The sequence below is a fragment of the Cellulophaga sp. Hel_I_12 genome, from assembly GCF_000799565.1.
Lineage (GTDB): Bacteria > Bacteroidota > Bacteroidia > Flavobacteriales > Flavobacteriaceae > Cellulophaga.
Genome location: NZ_JUHB01000001.1, coordinates 949,985 through 969,008 on the forward strand (window position 1 = coordinate 949,985; position 19,024 = coordinate 969,008).

The 19,024-nt window shown below is 34.2% G+C and carries 15 protein-coding genes; 12 read left to right on the forward strand and 3 right to left on the reverse strand.

Features of this window, described 5'->3' with window-relative positions:
• The first annotated feature begins 57 nt into the window (after nucleotides 1–57).
• The 8 genes from GQ45_RS04375 (at nucleotide 58) to GQ45_RS04405 (ending at nucleotide 8,318) form a co-directional block, all read left to right on the forward strand.
• Nucleotides 58–1,104 (forward strand): glutaminyl-peptide cyclotransferase, encoded by a 1,047-nt coding sequence (locus GQ45_RS04375; protein WP_047415426.1) that lies wholly within the window; start codon nucleotides 58–60, stop codon nucleotides 1,102–1,104.
• A gap of 83 nt (nucleotides 1,105–1,187) precedes the next feature.
• Nucleotides 1,188–1,580: a thioesterase family protein gene (locus GQ45_RS04380; RefSeq protein WP_052188118.1), complete on the forward strand. Its 393-nt coding sequence runs from the start codon at nucleotides 1,188–1,190 to the stop codon at nucleotides 1,578–1,580.
• Between the two features lie 198 nt (nucleotides 1,581–1,778).
• Nucleotides 1,779–3,293, forward strand: coding sequence for a hypothetical protein (locus GQ45_RS04385; protein ID WP_047415427.1), 1,515 nt, complete (start codon nucleotides 1,779–1,781; stop codon nucleotides 3,291–3,293).
• Between the two features lie 342 nt (nucleotides 3,294–3,635).
• Nucleotides 3,636–4,370: a LytTR family DNA-binding domain-containing protein gene (locus tag GQ45_RS04390; RefSeq protein ID WP_047415428.1), complete on the forward strand. Its 735-nt coding sequence runs from the start codon at nucleotides 3,636–3,638 to the stop codon at nucleotides 4,368–4,370.
• Nucleotides 4,371–4,503: 133 nt separating this feature from the next.
• Nucleotides 4,504–4,653: a hypothetical protein gene (locus tag GQ45_RS17970; protein ID WP_156125345.1), complete on the forward strand. Its 150-nt coding sequence runs from the start codon at nucleotides 4,504–4,506 to the stop codon at nucleotides 4,651–4,653.
• A gap of 79 nt (nucleotides 4,654–4,732) precedes the next feature.
• Nucleotides 4,733–6,817, forward strand: coding sequence for a tetratricopeptide repeat-containing sensor histidine kinase (locus GQ45_RS04395; protein WP_047415429.1), 2,085 nt, complete (start codon nucleotides 4,733–4,735; stop codon nucleotides 6,815–6,817).
• A gap of 21 nt (nucleotides 6,818–6,838) precedes the next feature.
• Nucleotides 6,839–7,510, forward strand: coding sequence for a response regulator transcription factor (locus tag GQ45_RS04400; protein WP_047415430.1), 672 nt, complete (start codon nucleotides 6,839–6,841; stop codon nucleotides 7,508–7,510).
• Nucleotides 7,511–7,649: 139 nt separating this feature from the next.
• Nucleotides 7,650–8,318, forward strand: coding sequence for a hypothetical protein (locus GQ45_RS04405; protein WP_047415431.1), 669 nt, complete (start codon nucleotides 7,650–7,652; stop codon nucleotides 8,316–8,318).
• 314 nt (nucleotides 8,319–8,632) lie between these two features.
• On the opposite strand, the gene glyA is transcribed toward GQ45_RS04405, so the two are convergent.
• The gene (gene glyA / locus GQ45_RS04410; RefSeq protein WP_047415433.1) at nucleotides 8,633–9,910 is read right to left on the reverse strand and encodes a serine hydroxymethyltransferase; all 1,278 of its coding nucleotides are present in this window, start codon (nucleotides 9,908–9,910) and stop codon (nucleotides 8,633–8,635) included.
• A gap of 113 nt (nucleotides 9,911–10,023) precedes the next feature.
• Here glyA and fahA point away from each other — a divergent pair, with 113 nt between their 5' ends.
• Nucleotides 10,024–11,319 (forward strand): fumarylacetoacetase, encoded by a 1,296-nt coding sequence (fahA, locus tag GQ45_RS04415; protein WP_047415434.1) that lies wholly within the window; start codon nucleotides 10,024–10,026, stop codon nucleotides 11,317–11,319.
• Between the two features lie 100 nt (nucleotides 11,320–11,419).
• Nucleotides 11,420–12,604 (forward strand): hypothetical protein, encoded by a 1,185-nt coding sequence (locus tag GQ45_RS04420; RefSeq protein WP_047415435.1) that lies wholly within the window; start codon nucleotides 11,420–11,422, stop codon nucleotides 12,602–12,604.
• Between the two features lie 149 nt (nucleotides 12,605–12,753).
• On the opposite strand, the gene ytxJ is transcribed toward GQ45_RS04420, so the two are convergent.
• Nucleotides 12,754–13,149 carry a bacillithiol system redox-active protein YtxJ gene (gene ytxJ / locus GQ45_RS04425; protein ID WP_047415437.1) on the reverse strand — a complete coding sequence of 132 codons (396 nt, stop codon included), beginning with the start codon at nucleotides 13,147–13,149 and terminating at the stop codon, nucleotides 12,754–12,756.
• A 165-nt stretch (nucleotides 13,150–13,314) separates the two neighbouring features.
• On the opposite strand from ytxJ, the gene clpB reads away from it, so the two are divergent.
• On the forward strand, nucleotides 13,315–15,912 hold the full coding sequence (gene clpB / locus GQ45_RS04430) for an ATP-dependent chaperone ClpB (protein ID WP_047415439.1): 2,598 nt from the start codon (nucleotides 13,315–13,317) through the stop codon (nucleotides 15,910–15,912).
• 129 nt (nucleotides 15,913–16,041) lie between these two features.
• Complete coding sequence (locus tag GQ45_RS04435) at nucleotides 16,042–16,638, forward strand: TetR/AcrR family transcriptional regulator (protein ID WP_047415441.1); 597 nt, start codon at nucleotides 16,042–16,044, stop codon at nucleotides 16,636–16,638.
• A gap of 107 nt (nucleotides 16,639–16,745) precedes the next feature.
• Here the strand turns inward: GQ45_RS04435 and GQ45_RS04440 are convergent, their stop codons facing one another.
• The gene (locus GQ45_RS04440; protein ID WP_047415443.1) at nucleotides 16,746–18,779 is read right to left on the reverse strand and encodes a transketolase; all 2,034 of its coding nucleotides are present in this window, start codon (nucleotides 18,777–18,779) and stop codon (nucleotides 16,746–16,748) included.
• Nucleotides 18,780–19,024: the final 245 nt, after the last annotated feature.

A 19,024-nucleotide genomic window follows, 5' to 3' on the forward strand; every position in this document is an offset into this window, starting at 1 on the left:
TAAAACACATTTAGCTATCTATTTGATTGCCAATTTTTTATTTAAACCATACGAATCATGAGAACACTATTTATAAGCAGTATTGCTTTCGTAATTGCCCTATTAGGGTCTTGTGGAAGTAGTAATTCAACAACTTCCGACCTTTTTGAAATTCAACTTCAAGATAATAAAGGTGAATTTCAACAATTCGACGAAGTTAAAATTAGCCTTAAGAATAAAAAAAATACAACTATTGAAACTATTTCATATTTCATTGATGGCGAACCTATTACGCTAGCCAATGATACGTTTACCTTAGATATGCCAGAGTTAGGCGTTAAAACACTTAAAGCAGTCATTAATTACAACGGAGAAAATGGAGAAATAACTAAAGATATCAGAGTTTTAGCCAAAAATTCACCGGAAGTTTATACCTATGAAATCATCAATGAATTTCCTCATGATATTAATGCATTTACTCAGGGCTTAGAGTTTTATAAAGATACTTTATACGAAAGTACTGGAAAAAAAGGGCTGTCTTCTTTGCGAAAAATAGATTTTAAAACTGGAAAAATACTAAAGCAAATAAATTTAGAAGACACCTATTTTGGGGAGGGAATTACCATACTCAACGATAAAATTTATATGCTGACTTGGCAAAGTAATATTGGTTTTATTTACGACACCAAAACATTTGAAAAATTAGATAGTTTCAAATACGGTAAAAGTAAGGAAGGCTGGGGCTTGGCAAATGACGGTGAAAAATTATTTAAAAGTGACGGAAGCGAGAAAATTTGGTTTTTAAATCCTGAAACCTTACAGGAAGTAGGACATATTGAAACGGTCACCAACAAATCTGTCTTTAATAAAACCAACGAACTAGAATATGCAAATGGTAAAATTTACGCCAACGTATGGCAAAAAGAAAGTATGATGATTATTGACGCTAAAAGCGGCGCTATTATTGGCGTTATTAACTTTGGCGGTTTAAAAGATAAGGTGAAAAAGCACGATAATTTAGATGTATTCAACGGCATAGCGTATCATAAAGAAAGAGGTACTTTTTTTGTGACGGGTAAAAACTGGGATACATTATTTGAAGTTACTATTCTTAAAAAGCCCTAAGGGTCTTCAAAAAATAAACAAGTATCAGCTTAAATTAAGTAATTTTAGACTAAAGATTATCACAATTTTATTTTTATAAAAGTATGATCAAAGCATTTATTAAGAAAATTAAAGTACAGGAAGATGATTTAGATGATTTAAATCATGTAAATAATGTACGCTATCTGCAATGGATTCAAGATATTGCCAAAGAGCATTGGAAAGAAAAAGCACCGAAAGCTATTTTTGAAACTAGTATTTGGGTGGTTAAAAGCCATTTTATTGAATACAAAAAAGCAGCTTTTTTACATGATGTCATTGAAGTAAAAACTTATATTGAAAAGACCAAAGGAGCGCTATCAATTCGTATTGTTGAAATGTCTGATACCCAAACAAATGACCTTATTTTAAAATCAAAAACAGAATGGGTATTAATTGATGCCACATCGCAACGCCCTATTCGCATATCTAAAGATATTGTGGCAATTTTTGAATAAAAATGTATGTATTAAGTCAATTATATACTAAATCAATACAAACCTTGTTATTAAGTTCATGATTAAAAATTTCTATTTTACCTGGCGATAAACTATCAAAAAAGACAATTGATAGTCTTAAAATACCTTATTTCCAGTCTTAAGGCATACCAAAAAAGGATATTAGAGATTATAAAATTGATTAATTGTTAACCTATAATGTTGCACATCCGATCTAAATTCTACCTTCTATTTTTGGCCATGGCCATGCTGCTCGGTAGCTCATGCAGAAAAGATTTTGAATACCAAGATAGTGAAGGTAATCTAAGCTTCTCAAAAGATACTGTGTATTTAGATACCGTTTTTTCAACAATTAGTAGCCGTACCTACAGTCTTAAAGTATATAATAAAAGTAAAAGCGATGTTCAAATTCCGTCTATCACTTTAGCAAAAGGATTAGAAAGCAACTACCGCATTAATGTCGCAGGACAAGCAGGAATAAATTTTTACGATACTCCGCTCCTTGCTAAGGATAGCCTGTATATTTTTATAGAAACAACGGTTGGCGCTACAACTAACCAAGCACATGAATTCTTAGATACAGACGCTTTAGTATTTGATAGTGGGGCTAAGGAACAAAGAGTTGCCTTAGTGACATTGATAAAAGATGCCATTTTTCTATACCCCAAAAAGAACAACAACGAAATTCATGAAGTTTTAATTTTACCATCAGAAAATCAAGAAAAAAGTCTTAAAATAACAGGTTTTATTCTTGACGACAATCAGCTCAACTTTACAAACCAAAAACCTTATGTTATTTATGGGTATGCGGCCATTCCTGAAAATAAAACCTTAAATATAGACAAAGGAGCCCGTGTATATTTCCATAAAAACTCTGGCCTATGGGTACAAAAAAATAGCTCTTTGCAGGTTAATGGCGACTTAAGTACCCATCAAGAAACACTAGAAAGTGAAGTTATTTTTGAAGGAGATCGTTTAGAACCTGAGTTTTCTGATATAGCTGGCCAATGGGGAACTATCTGGTTTGATAAAGAGAGTTATAACCATCGAATTAATTATTTAACCCTAAAAAACGGCACTGTAGGGCTGTTGGTAGAAGGAACGAATACTTCAACACAACAAAACTTAAAAATCTCGAACTCCCAGATCTATAATAATTCTAGCACTAATCTTTGGGCTAAAAGCGCAAGCATTGAAGCTGAAAATGTAGTTCTAGGAAACGCAGGCGGTTCATCATTGCAGCTGACTAACGGAGGTACTTATGATTTTACCCATGTCACAGTAGCTAATTATTGGAGTGACGGCTTTAGAACTGCTGCAGCCTTGCAAATAGATAATCTAAATGAAAAAGCGCTCTATCAAGCAAATTTTACCAACTGCATTATTGATGGTTCTAAAAGTGTTGAACTAGCTATTCGCAATAGCTCAGACAGCTTATTAAATTTCTTTTTTGATCATTGTATGCTGAAAGTACAGGGTGCTTCAACGACAAGTAATAACCCGCTATATGACTTTTCAGATGCTACTAAATACCAATCTATTTTTTTAAATGAAGACGCGGCCTTTACAAGTCCAAGGCTACACAACTTTTTAATAAAGGAAAATTCATTTGCTATTGGCAAAGGAACTGTAGAAGGTGCTTTAGCAGTACCAAAAGATATAAGAGGTAAAGAAAGAACTAACTTGATTACGCTTGGAGCCTATCAGTATTAACTAATAAAACGCCATGCTATTTTTGCCTAGCGTCAATATTTTTATGAAGGTCTAATCAGGAGCCTTATAAATATAAATAAAAGGTGGAATAATAAGTGCTTGGCTAAAAATAAAATTACCAAGCCTTATAGACACCAAAATGGTATTATTCAATTTGAAGTTTTCAATTTTTTTGTGCTCAGTCCAAAACTCTTTTAGGTAAAAAATTCCTAAAAAATAGTACTTTTCTTACAAAATTGATGAATTTTGATAAAATTTAAACAAAAACCTTTAAAAGTCTAAGGTTTTCGTGCAGTTATTTGTGAAATACAAAGAGTAATTTGCAATCTCAATTTTACGACTATGGAGTACGAATATACTATTATCAATTCTGACGCTGCCTTTAGCCATGAATTACGATCTCAATTAGTAGATTTTAAAGAATTTAGGTGCTCTGGCGTTGCTACCGATTGCTCCGATGGTTTAAACCTTATTTTAAAACAAGTGCCCGACGTAGTTTTTGTTGATTTAACTAAAAATGCGTCGAATTGTTTTGCAATGGTAGTAGAACTACATCAATATGTAAAATTTATGCCCGTGATCATAGGCATTTCAAAAACAAAAACCTTTGCATTTGATGCCTTAAAAAATGGTTTTTTTGATTATTGGTTGTTGCCATTAAATGAATTCGACATTAGAAAAACTTCCCTGAAGTTACAACATAGGGAACTTAAAGAACCCTGCTCAACCACTAAGTTATGTTTAAAATCGTATAAAGACTATAGGTATATTGATACGAACGAAATTCTATACTTAAAAGCCGATAACAATACAACTGACGTGTTTTTAAAGGACGGCTCTTCAGTAAGTGCTTTTAAAACTTTAAAAACTTTTGAAAACAGATTACCTCAAAATTTCATGAGAATTCATCAAAGTTATATTTTAAATACCGACTTTATTTCAAGAATTAATTATGGTAAAGCCATATGCACCCTGAATAATGGTGATACACAACTCCCTTTTTCTAAGTCGTACAAAGACAAAATCGATACTTTAAAAAATGTACTGACCAAAAACGCCATTTCCACATTAAAATAAGTTAATTCTTACAAAAACACTACAGATACTCTCAGATGAATAGCATTCACTAAACTTTAAAAAAGTGTAAATAAAATACTACAGTACCAAATTATCTTTGTTTAAAATAAGTAACCAATTAAACAATATAATTATGAAAAAGGTAGCAGCAGTATTTGCAATGGTAGTTTTAACTTTAGGAATGGTTTCTTGCGATGCAGAGGCAAACGTACAAGATGATCAAGCGTATGACGTACAGGCGTGTGCCGAATGTGAAACTAAGACTGAAACTGGTAGAGATTAAGTAAAAAAATAAAATATATAAGCTTTTAATAATTCGTTATTAAAAGCTTTTTTTTATCTTGTATTCTTTACGAAATTAAATGAATTTTCAAGGTAAATCAATTAAATTACTGGTAGTATTAGGGATACTTTTTTATTCTTCTTGCACAGAAATTAAAAAAGAAGCACATAGCGAAACTTCACCAAACCCTAGTACTCAAAATGATAGTATTACAGGGTGGATTGCTAGCAGTCTAAATAATGCCCTAACTCCTTCAGAAAAACAAATGCTGCTTTCTAAAGCATTTGATGGCTTAAAAAAGTTTCCTGATGATTCTTCAAAGATGAAGCAATTGTCTAAAATATCCTATTACAGCCTTCAAACAAAAGATTCTTTATTTTTCAGAACAATGAACAATGAGGCAATACTGCTATCAGAAAAATTAAAGGACTCCACAGCACTTGGCGAAGCCGTATGGGATGTAGCGCTTTATTTTGATAAAACAAATACCAAAGACAGTGTTTTATTCTATTATAATAAGGCCATTACCTTATTCTCTGCTTTAAAAGAGCAATCTAATGTTGGTAAGCTTTTATTAAACCTAGGCGTAACCCAGCGAGAAGTTGGTGATTACGCCGGTGCTGAAGCTTCGACGATAAAAGCCATTGCCATTTTTAAAGCCTTAGACGATAAAAAAAGACTCTCTGATGCCTATAACAGTTTAGGTGCCATTACAACATCTTTAGGGAATCATGAACAAGCTATTGAATTTTTTGAAATAGCCAACACCCTTATTCAGGAGGTGTCGAATAATGAATATGTTAATACCCAAATCATAAACAATATTGGTGTCGCTTATAAGGCCTTGGGGCAATTTAAAAAGGCAGAAGAGAATTTTCAGAAGTTAGTTGATTTGGATAGTTTCAAAATTAAAGACCCTACTTTTTATGCTAAAACCTTAACTAACCTAGCTTCTTCAAAATTAGAACAAAGAACAACTGAAAATTTAAGCCCGCTATATCAAGAAGCGATAGCCTTACAGCACAAAAATAATAATGATTTTAGCGAGGCAACTGCAAGCAGCTATTTTGCCACATATCTAGCGTATAAAAAAGATACCCTCGCAGCAATTACCCATGCATTAGAAGCGAAAAATTTAGCCGAAACCTCTGAAAATACAGAAAGTCTTTTACGTAGCTTAGACCTGCTGACTAAGATTGACCCTAAAAACGCTACCGCATACGCGCAAGAATATTTTGAAGTAAGTACGCGATTGCAAGAAGAGGAGCGAAAATTACGAGATAAGTTTGCTAGAGTTCGTTTTCAAACCGATGAGTTTATTGAAAAAAATGAGTTATTGGAGGCACAGAATACACTTTTGGCAAGAGAAAAACAACTTTGGACCGCTTTAGCTGCAGTTGGTTTTGTAGGAATTATAGCCATTTTAATTATTGTTGTACAGCGCATAAAAAATAAAAATTTAAAGTTTGAGCGAGAACAACAAGAAGCAAATCAAGAAATTTTTAACTTACTAATGACCCAGCAAGGGAAATTAACAGAAGGAAAAAAAATAGCACAGGAAAAAATTTCTCAAGAATTGCATGATGGTATTTTAAATGATATTTTGGGGATCCGTTTAATTTTATCGAGTCTGAACAAAAAAAATGATGAAGAGACTGTAAAGTACCGCGCAGAACTCATCGAACAACTAGCTTCCGTTTCTGAAGAAATACGAACCGTATCGCATGAATTAAATAGTACTTCACATAAAAAAGTATATAATTTTATTGAGTCAGTTAAATCTTTAGTAGAAAAGTTTAAAACGGCTACACATACCATAAAGTATCAATTTACGTACCCCAAAGACTATAATTGGGACGCTATCAATGGTGATATTAAAATTAATTTATACCGAATCTTACAAGAAAGTATTCAAAACGCCGTTAAACATGCACAACCCAATCACATTTTTATTAATTTTGATGTTGTAGAAAATAGGATTGTTGCGACCATTGAAGATGATGGTAATGGCTTTGATACCAAAAAATTAAAAAAAGGTATTGGTGTAAAAAACATTGCTTCGCGTCTAAAAAAATTGAATGGGGAGTGGATCATTGAAAGTACCCTAGGAAAAGGTACCTCTACCATCATAAAAATACCCTTGCAACATCAAAAAGTTGCTTAAGATAATTATAGCTTACAAGATATGAAGACAGTACGAATTTTGGCCGTTGACGATCATAAGATGACGATCTTAGGGTATAAATTCATATTAGAGGACACCGAGTTTAATGATTTTAAAGTAGATCTTTCCATAGAAACTTCTTTTGCTACGGGTAAAGCTGAAATTGAAAATTCGGTAGCGGCGAATGAACCATATGACATTCTTTTACTAGACATACAGCTAAGTTCTAGCGAAGAAGAGTATCCGTATAGTGGTGAAGATCTTGGTATTCTTGCTCGAGCTATTTCCCCTAGTTCTAAAATTGTCTTTTTATCCTCTTTTAGCGATAATTATAGAATAAATAGCATCTTAAAAACGGTAAATCCAGATGGATATATGGTAAAAACCGAAATTAATGAAAATCGTTTAAAAGAAATGGTCGAGGTGGTCTTAACCACTACACCCTATTATACCAAAAAAGCACTCATTGCCATTCGAAATAAAATGTCGAATGATATTCATTTAGATGAAACCGATAAAAAAATTCTCTATTATATCTCCATTGGGTGTAAAACAAAAGACATGATTGAACATGTTTCGCTTTCGGTAAGTGGCATTGAAAACAGGAAGCGTGTCTTAAAGGAAATTTTTGGTGTTGAAAACGGAAATGATTACGCTTTAATCCATAATGCGAGAGAAAAAGGCTTTATTTAAGTAAAATTCATGTTTTTTGTGTTTTTTAATGATCTGATTTTTAGGTAGATAAACAAAAACCTTTAAAAGTCTAAGGTTTTCGTGCAGTCTAAGGTTAAATAATACTGTTATGTTTGTTTTGAACATTCATTAGTTAGCCATGACACCAAAAAAAAACCCACTAAACAACAATCTAAAATTTGGTTCCCAGCATGATTTAAAAAGTTTTGTGTTCCAAGATTTTAGACGCATCATCGAAAAAGAGTTCTTCTGCGATCTCGCTATTCACTATTCAGAAAAAGCAAATCATAACATTGATTTAATTTTAGAATTAAAATTAAATTTTGAGCTACAACAAGGCTTGCCCATTATAGCCGTTCGAAATACAGACGACTTAAATTTCCATTTAAATACAAATAGCGACTACCTATTTTTGAATCGGCTTCAGCAACTAGCTGAACAAAGTTCACATAAGATTGATATTGAAGAATTAACGATCGTTTTTACAGATTGTAGTTTAATTATCCATCGCATTTTTAATCAAAGTATTATTTCACAAGTAAGAAACATTATTCAAAAAATTGATGACAATCAACTGAATTTGACCAAGGGTTTTACAGAAGTTCCTTATGAAATACATATTCCAGTTTTTGAAGAAAAACCGCTGTATGGCGAAATTAATTTACTAAAATTTAAAACTGAAGAAACTAAAATTTGCGACTATTATAAATTTTGGGCTGTCTATTTTGAGCATAAAATTGATGCCTCATTCTATGATGTTGCCAATAATGAAATTTTTGATGGTGATTTAACGATGATTAACTATTAAGATCCCAGAAATAGTGTAGCTTATGTATAAATCCTATGTATTGTATTTCCTAATTATAATCAGTGTATTGGTCATGCTCTATACGATAAGAAATATTTTCAAGCAACCATCGCTGAATAAAAAAACAAAGGTATTATATACCTATAGCACTCTAGGTATTCCTTTTTTAGGTTTCTATCTAGTTCAAAATATAGGGAAAGATTAAAAAAATTTAAAAAGAGTATTTTTTCAATTAGTGTCAACCCAAAGAAAACAGCAGCAGACTTAGTGAAAGAATGCTGCCGTTTTTATTTTGTATTTAATTGTTGTATTCTCTAGCAAGCATTAAAAAGCGCTCTGCCACTCATTAGAGCATTTACTTTTTTCTTTACCCCTTCAATTAAGGCTTCATCTTCGGGATTTGAAAGTACCTCATCAATAAAGTCTACAATGACCGCCATATCCGCTTCTTTTAAGCCTCTAGTGGTAATTGCAGCCGTTCCAAAACGAATTCCTGAGGTAACAAAAGGTGATTTATCATCAAAAGGCACCATGTTTTTATTTGCCGTTATATCAGCTTTTACCAAAACAGCTTCGGCTAATTTACCAGTAATATTTTTATTTCTTAAATCAATCAACATCATATGGTTATCAGTACCCCCTGATATGATTTGATAGTCTTTCTTCATAAAAGCCTTTGCCATAGCATCAGCATTCTTTTTTACTTGTAAAATATAGGTCAAATACTCATCGGTTAAGGCTTCGCCAAAAGCGATAGCTTTTGCGGCTATAATATGTTCTAAGGGGCCACCTTGATTACCAGGAAAAACAGCTAAATCTAATAAAGCAGACATTTTACGCAGTGTTCCATTTTTTAAAGTAATCCCAAACGGGTTATCAAAATCTTCACCCATTAAGATTAAACCTCCTCTTGGTCCTCTTAAGGTTTTATGTGTAGTCGTGGTTACAATATGACAATGTGGGATTGGATCGTTTAAAATTCCTTTGGCAATTAAACCTGATGGATGCGAAATATCACCTAGCAATAAAGCGCCTACACTATCTGCTATAGCTCTAAATCGCTTAAAATCCATATCCCTAGAATAGGCAGATGCACCAGCTATAATCATTTTTGGTTTTTCTTTCTCCGCTATTTCTTGAATTTTATCGTAATTTAAAACACCTGTCTCTTTTTCAACACCGTAAAACACAGGATTGTATAATCTTCCTGAAAAATTTACCGGAGAACCGTGGGTTAAATGCCCACCGTGCGATAAGTCAAAGCCTAAAATGGTATCTCCTACCTGTAAACAAGCATGAAAAACCGATGCATTAGCCTGAGAACCTGAATGTGGTTGCACATTGGCATAGGCCGCACCAAACAACTCCTTTGCACGGTCTATCGCTATTTGCTCTACAACATCTACAACTTCACACCCCCCATAATACCGCTTTCCAGGATAACCCTCAGCATATTTATTGGTCAAAACGGAACCCGCCGCTTCCATAACTTGAGCACTTACAAAGTTCTCAGATGCAATAAGTTCTATTCCGTTAATTTGGCGCTGTTTTTCTTCAGCAATAAGTTCAAAAATTAGATTGTCGCGTTGCATAATAAAATAAACTGTTAAATTGAGATGCAAAAATACGAATTGAAGGCTTTAAATTCATAGAAAATAATATATTTGATAGCAGAATTTATTAAATATCAATTAACAATTGTCATATGCCCTTAAAAACTAATGATCCTAACAAGAAAACATGGATTCCAGTACCAATGGATTCTGATTTTCCAATTCAAAACATACCTTTTGGTGTTTTTTTGACTAGAGATGATATTATTACCATAGGAACAAGAATAGGAAATACTGCTATAGATCTTGGTGCGCTACATCAATTAGGTTATTTTGATGGTATACCACTTACCGATGATATTTTTCTTCAAGATACTTTAAATGATTTTATATCTGATGGTAAAAAAACCTGGCGTTTGGTGCGCAACAGAATTTCTGAAATTTTCGATGTAAAAAACGATAGACTCCAAAATAATGAGGACCACAAAAAGATAGTATTATTTACCATGGCAGAAATAGAAATGCAATTACCCGTGCAAATTGGGGATTACACTGATTTCTATTCCAGTAAAGAGCATGCTACTAATGTAGGCACAATGTTTAGAGATCCAGATAATGCCCTATTACCAAATTGGCTTCATATTCCGGTGGGTTATCACGGTAGAAGCTCCTCCATTGTAACTAGCGGAACTCCAATTCGCAGACCTATGGGACAAACGATGCCTGCTGATGCTGATAAGCCTGTATTTGGTCCTTCAAAATTAGTAGATTTTGAATTAGAAATGGCCTTTATCACTACAGATGCAAATGTCTTAGGAGAGCCTATTCCTGTTGATGAAGCTGAAGACTATATATTTGGAATGGTCCTGTTTAACGATTGGAGTGCACGTGATATTCAAAAATGGGAATATGTGCCTTTAGGACCATTTTTAGCGAAAAACTTTGCTTCATCCATATCGCCATGGATCGTAACTATGGATGCACTACAGCCATTTAAAATAGAAAGCACAGCACAAAATCCAGAGCCACTACCCTATTTACAGCAAAAAGAAAGAAAAACATACGATATTCAATTAGAAGTTGCCCTTGTTCCAGAAAATGGCGTATCAACGACACTGACAAAATCTAATTTTAAATACATGTATTGGACTATGGCTCAGCAATTAGCGCACCATACCATTAATGGATGTAATGTAAATAGTGGTGACATGATGGGTAGCGGAACCATTTCTGGGCCCACGGCAGATTCTTACGGCTCTATGCTTGAACTAAGCTGGGGAGGTAAAAACCCTGTAGCCTTAAATGATGGCACTACTCGTAAGTTTATTGAAGATAATGATACCATAATTTTCAAAGGCTATTGCAAAAAAGATGGCGTTAGATTGGGTTTTGGAAAAATTTCAACAAAGCTACTTCCCGTCTATCAACCTAAAAAAAATAAGCAATAAATTCATTTTTAAATACTATTTAGAAGCGTAAAACGTTCTTTATACTTATTTATGGCACGGCTATTGAAAATAGCCTACTAAAACCAAAAATTAAATTCGTATGAAAAAATTTTTACTCTCCACCGGTATATTGTTTTTTATAGCCTGTTCTGGCGTAAAAAAAACGCAAGAAGCATTGAATTCTGGCAATTATGAAAATGCCATTTACAAAGCTTTAGATAATTTGGTAGAAAACAAAACTAAAAAAGGCAATCAACCTTATGTTTTGCTGCTTGAAGAAGCTTTTAAAAAAAATACAGAACGTGAGTTAAAGGAAATTGCGTTTCTTCAAAAAAGTGGTAATCCTGCAGATTTTGAAGCTATTTATAATGGGTATTTGAGGTTAAAAACTATAGAAGAACGTATTAAACCACTTCTTCCGCTACCTATTCATGAAGAACAGCGCAATGCTAAATTTAAGTTTACAGACTACGATGCCAAAATAATTGTAGCAAAAAATGAACTTTCTGATTATTTGTATGCAAATGCTATTGGTTTACTTTTAAATGCTTTAAACAAAAGTGATTATCGGAAATCATATAACGATTTAAAATATTTGGATGAGATCAATCCAAATTACAAAGATGTTCAAAATAAAATTCAAGAAGCCCATCAAAAAGGTTTAGATTATGTTCAGGTGCAACTTGTTAATGATACAGAACAAATAATTCCAACTAGACTGGAAGATGAATTATTAAATTTTAACACCTATGGTTTAAATAATTTATGGACGGAATACCACACCAATCCGCTTCAAAATATTAACTATGATTATGAAATGAATGTGGTGTTTAAGAACATCAGTATTTCACCAGAGCAGGTAAAAGAAAGGCAAATAACCAAAGAAAAGCAGGTTGTAGACGGATTTACCTATGCGGTAGATACTAATGGAAATCAAGTAAAAGATAGTTTAGGCAACAAAATTAAGGTTGATAAATTTAAAACTATTAAAGCAGATTACTATCAGTTCACACAATTTAAGGCCGTTCAAGTTGCTGGTATCGTTAGTTTTAATGATTTAAAAACCCAGCAGCAAATAAATTCATACCCACTGGCAAGCGAATTTGTTTTTGAACATATTTACGCTAAATATGACGGTGATAAACTGGCATTAGACAACGACTTAATTTCGTTTTTGGGTTTAGCGGCAGTTCCATTCCCGAGCAATGAGACTATGGTTTATGATGCTGGAGAGGATTTAAAAGCACGACTAAAAAGTATTGTTTCACGACAACAGTTTAGGTAAAAAATACCCTAATAAAAAAGCCTTCAAAGATCTAATTTTTGAAGGCTTTTTTAATACTACTATTCAAAGTTAAGTGCTTAAATGAGTAAAGAATACACACTCAAAATTAATAAAACGCCATTCCCAGGCTTAATGTGTGTCATACTTTTTTATATAAACGTCGCTACCTGAACCTCGTTGATTTCGCCATGAGATGCATGAGCTACAGCAGTGCCATTTTTTATAACTAATAATTGTGGTGATTGATGTATCACTTGAAATTTCCGTCCAACTTCGTTGGAAACTTCTCGGTAGCTGTGTAAGTCTAAATAATACAAATCTGCTTGGTCTTTGCTTAAATCATAGGTCTGCTTAAACGTATTCATTACCATTCTACTAATACCGCAAGTAGTAGAATGCTTAAATATAAATTGAGGTTTTCCATTCGATTTTTTTCCTACTTCTTCTAATTGATCTAAGGAAGTTAGCGCAATCCAAGGTAAAGCTGCTATTTCTTTTTTCTCATCTGAATTTTTTCCACCAAAGAAACTATTAAATAATCCCATAATTTTTTATTTTTTAGCTAAGTCGCACTCTTACAAATACCTTACAGACTGCCGTAATGTCTTGCTAGTCCTGCATTTTCATGCCAAAATGACAATTATTATCTATTGGTAAGATTATTGACTTCCTCTTATCAAAAGTAATCAATAACGGAAAAATAGACCTATATGAACATCAATAATTTCACTATAAAATCGCAAGAGGCTGTTCAGCTTGCGCAGCAGATTGCCCAAGAAATCGGACATCAGCAAATTGAAAATGAACACTTATTTAAGGCCATTACTCAGGTTGATGAAAATGTTACGCCTTTTATCCTTAAAAAACTAAATGTAAATACCACATTACTTACTGAAATAGTTAGTAAAGAATTAGCAAGTTTCTCGAAAGTTACAGGTGGTGAATTAAGTTTTTCAAGAGAAGCTGGCAAAACATTGAATGAGGCGAGTATTATCGCCAAAAAAATGGAAGATGAATATGTTTCCATCGAACATCTTTTATTGGCTATATTTAATTCTAAAAGTAAAATTTCTCAAATTTTAAAAGATCAAGGGGTTACAGAGAAAGATTTTAAGCTGGCCATTGAAGAGCTGCGTAAAGGCGGTAAAGTAACCTCTCAAAGTGCAGAGGATACCTACAATTCATTAAACAAATACGCCAAAAATTTAAACGAAATGGCTGATCAGGGCAAACTAGACCCTGTTATCGGTCGTGATGAAGAAATTCGACGTGTTTTACAAATCTTAACCCGAAGAACTAAAAATAACCCTATGTTGGTAGGTGAGCCAGGAGTTGGTAAAACGGCAATCGCTGAGGGTTTGGCGCACAGAATTGTGCAAGGTGATGTACCTGAAAACCTAAAAGATAAAATAATTTATTCTTTAGATATGGGTGCCCTAATTGCAGGTGCTAAATACAAGGGAGAATTCGAAGAAAGGCTTAAAGCAGTTATCAAAGAAGTGACCACTTCGGACGGAAACATTGTACTTTTTATAGACGAAATTCATACTTTGGTTGGTGCCGGAGGCGGCCAAGGGGCTATGGATGCAGCTAATATTTTAAAACCTGCTTTAGCACGCGGGGAACTGCGGGCTATTGGTGCAACCACGCTCGATGAATATCAAAAATATTTTGAAAAAGACAAAGCCTTAGAGCGTAGGTTTCAGAAAATTATTGTCGATGAACCTGATACCGAAAGTGCTATATCTATCTTAAGAGGAATTAAAGACAAATACGAAGCACATCATAAAGTACGCATAAAAGATGAGGCTGTAATTTCGGCTGTAGAATTATCACAGCGTTATATTACGAATCGATTTTTACCCGATAAGGCTATTGACTTAATCGATGAAGCAGCAGCAAAACTTAGAATGGAGATTAATTCTAAACCTGAAGCACTTGATGTCTTAGACCGTAAAGTAATGCAGCTAGAAATTGAGGTTGAAGCTATTAAACGTGAAAATGACCATACAAAACTAAAATCGCTAAATCTAGACCTCGCCAATTTAAAAGAAGAGCGAAATGAGATTTTTGCCAAGTGGGAAAGTGAAAAAACGGTGGTCGACGATATTCAAAAAACAAAGCAAGATATCGAAGACTATAAATTAGAAGCTGAACGTGCCGAACGAAATGGCGATTATGGCAAGGTTGCTGAATTACGCTATGGCAAAATTAAAGACGCACAAGAGAAACTAGAAAAGTTGCAAATTACTCTAGACGTACAGCAGGAAGGCGACACGATGATAAAAGAAGAGGTGACTAGTGAAGACATTGCACAAGTAGTCGCTAAATGGACAGGAATTCCGGTGACTAAAATGTTGCAAAGTGAACGTGAAAAGTTATTACAACTCGAAGATGTATTGCACAAGCGTGTCGTAGGTCAAGAAGAAGCTATTCAGGCAGTTTCTGACGCTATTCGAAGAAGTAGAGCTGGCTTACAAGACACAAAACGCCCTATTGGATCCTTTTTATTTTTAGGAACTACAGGCGTCGGTAAAACAGAGCTGGCGAAAACATTAGCAAGTTATTTGTTTGACGACGAAAATGCCATGACCCGAATTGACATGAGTGAATACCAAGAACGCCACTCCGTGAGTAGATTGGTAGGAGCACCTCCAGGATATGTGGGCTATGATGAGGGAGGGCAACTTACCGAAGCCGTTCGAAGAAGACCTTATTCCGTAGTGCTTTTAGACGAAATTGAAAAAGCACATCCTGATACTTTTAATGTTTTATTACAAGTATTAGATGAAGGTAGATTAACGGATAACAAAGGAAGGGTAGCCGATTTCAAAAACACCATTATCATAATGACGAGTAATATGGGAAGCCATATTATTCAAGAGAAGTTCGAATCGAATGATGACATCTATAGCGCTACAGAAGCAGCTCGTGTTGAAGTCTTAGGTTTGTTACGCAAAACCATACGTCCTGAATTCTTAAATAGAATCGATGATATCATCATGTTTACACCTTTGAATAAAAAAGACATTAGAAAAATTGTAGGTTTACAACTAGAGCAATTAAAAATAATGTTAGCCCAACAAAATATTACTATTGATGCAACCGATGACGCCATCACTTATTTAGCAGAAAAAGGATACGATCCTCAATACGGAGCTAGACCCATAAAAAGAGTTATTCAGAAAGAAGTGCTAAACATGCTTTCTAAGGAACTTTTAAGCGGTAAAATATCGGCAGACAGTATTGTTTTAATAGATTCATTTAATGATGAATTGGTATTCAGAAATCAGACTGAAATAGCATAAGAAGGTATTGCTCGAAGACTACTATAATCATCCTTTTGAAAATTTTCGAAAGGATGATTATCTTTTTATACACTTTCTTATACCGCACAGTATAATAATTTTTTATATTCGTAGAAAATTATTGCTCCTATGACAACAAAGGCTGAAAAAACTACCGCATTTATCATTCGTACTGTAGCACCCATATTTAATAAATTAGGATATGTTGGTACAAGCATGAGCGATTTAACTGAAGCTACTGGATTAACCAAGGGTGCATTATACGGTAACTTTGAAAATAAAGAAGCTTTAGCCTTAGCAGCGTTTGAGTTTAATAGCAAAAGACTCTTAGCGGCCTTAGAAGAAAGACTAGCTATTCAAGGTAGTTCGCTAGAAAAGTTGTTTAATTTGACTAATTTTTATAGGCATTATAATGAATTTACAGAAGCTATGGGAGGGTGTCCTGTCCTAAATGTTGGTGTAGATGCAAAAAATAATAATGCCATATTACTATCCGCAGCAAAAGAAACTATTAAAATTATTGAAGGTAAAATTGCTTTAGTCCTTGAAAACGGCGTTAACAACAATGAAATTAAATTACCTGTTGCCCCTTTACAATTTGCCAAACAGATGTACACCATGATTCAGGGTGCGGTAAGTATGGCAACCATCACGGATGATCACAAATACCTTTTAAACACCATTACCTACTTAGAACATTTAATTAAATACGAAATTAAAAAGTAAAGCTTTTTCAGAGGCTGAAACTAAGACGCTTTGTTCTTTATCATTAAAAAAGGGTCTAGTATACTACTAGACCCTTTTTTAATAATTAGAAGTAAACTTAAAGCCGTTTACTTTCCTAAAAAATCAACAATTTGATCGTATACTTTTTCACCTGTAAAACCGAATTTATCGTCTAAAACAGTTGCTGGTGCAGAATAACCAAAGTGCTCCAAACCAAATACTTTTCCATTTGGCCCAGCTAAAGCTTCTAAGTTTATGGGCAAACCTGCCGTAAGTCCAAAAACGGGCTTATCTTTTAAGATAACACTATCTTGATATGCTTTGGACTGATTTCTAAATAAACCTTCCGACATCACAGAAGCGATATTCACTTTTAATCCTTTTTTATCTAACAATAATTTAGAAGCTTCTATTAAGGTTGCTACTTCTGATCCGTTAGCTAATAAGGTAATGTCAGCATTAGCTGTTTTTTGAACTAAATAACCTCCTTTTTCAGCGGCTAGGGCATCTTGATATCTTGAAGTTCCCGTTGCTGGGATATCTTTAATGCCTTGTCTAGAAAGGATTAAACCCGAAGGGACTGTATTATTTTCTAAAAGCATTTTCCAACCTACTACGGTTTCAGCAGAATCTGCAGGGCGTAGGGCTACAAAACTAGAATTACCACTGTGATTTTTTAGCTTTTCTAGCAAGCGGATTTGTGCTTCTTGCTCTACGGGTTGGTGAGTGGGACCATCTTCCCCTACTCTAAAGGCATCATGGGTCCAAACAAACTTAACAGGCAATTCTTGTATGGCACTTAAACGTATCGCTGGTTTCATGTAATCTGAAAACACAAAAAAGGTGGCTACAACCGGAATAACTCCGCCGTGTAACGCAATTCCGTTAGCGATGGCTGCCATGGTAAGTTCTGCTACCCCTGATTGTAAAAACGATCCTGTAAAATCTCCCTTTTGTAAAGAATGTGTTTTATTTAGAAACCCATCTGTTTTATCGCTATTGGATAAATCCGCTGAAGAAACAATCATGTTTTCTACCTTTCCTGCAAGGTAGCCCAATACATTAGCAGAGGCTGCCCTTGTGGCTAGTCCTGCCTTATAATCTATACTTTCAAAATCTAATTCTGGTAGTTTGCCGGCTAAAAAATTATCAAGTTTGGTAGCTAAGGCCTCATTTTCTTTTCGCCATGCTGCTATCTCTTGCTTTTTTTCTTGAGCATCTTGTATTTTTTTCTTGATGATATCTTTATATACCTTAGCAACATCCTCATAAATTGCAAATTCATCTTTAGGATTAGCCCCTAAATTCTCTAATGTTTTAACGAAATCGGCTCCTGTATCCCCAATTGGTTTACCGTGTAATTCCGTATGCCCTTCATACATTTCACCCGTAGCGGTAACACAACCTTTACCCATAATGGTTTTGCCAATAATTAAAGTTGGTTTGTCAGTTTCGGCATTAGCCTCTTTTAGCGCTTTTCTAATTTCTTCGTGATTATGCCCATCAATGGTCACTACTTTCCATCCCCAAGCCTTATACTTCATGGCCGTATCTTCCGAAGTAACTTCGTCTGTTTTTGTTGACAATTGTACGTCGTTAGAATCAAAAAACATAATAAAGTTGCTTAATCCTAAATGACCAGCAATTCTACCTGCCCCTTGTGATATTTCTTCTTGCACACCACCATCAGAAATAAAACCATACACTTTATGGTTCATCCAATTTCCAAATCGAGCTTGTAAAAATTTGGCAGCAATAGCAGCACCAACACCCATAGTATGCCCTTGACCTAAAGGCCCTGAGGTATTTTCCACACCTCTATTTACATCAACTTCTGGGTGGCCTGGTGTTACAGATCCCCATTGTCTAAAGTTTTGAAGGTCACTTTTTGAATAATTTCCTAATAAATTATATTGCGCATACATTAACGGCGATAAATGCCCTGCATCCATAAAAAAACGATCCCGAAAAGGCCATCTCATATCCGAAGGGTCGTACTTAAAAAACTCTGAATATAAAATATGCATATAGTCTGCTCCTCCCATTGGTCCACCTGGATGTCCTGAATTTGCTTTTTCAACCATCGATATGGCTAATGCTCTTATATTGTCTGCGGCTAACTGATCTATCTTTTTATTCATAGGTGTGCTGTTTTCTGCTTTAAATTAAACGGTTTTTAAGAGAGGATTACCTTTTGTAATTACAAGCTGCAAGATAAAAACCTTTATCACTATCTGCAACCTATTGTATCGCATTAAAATGATTATTTACTAACATTATGAGCTAAAGACTAAAACCTTTTAAATTTACATTCTAGGTTTTATTTCGTCAAGCGACAATTGTTTGTTCAATATTAAACCAAAATTCTATAAAAAAATACTATTTT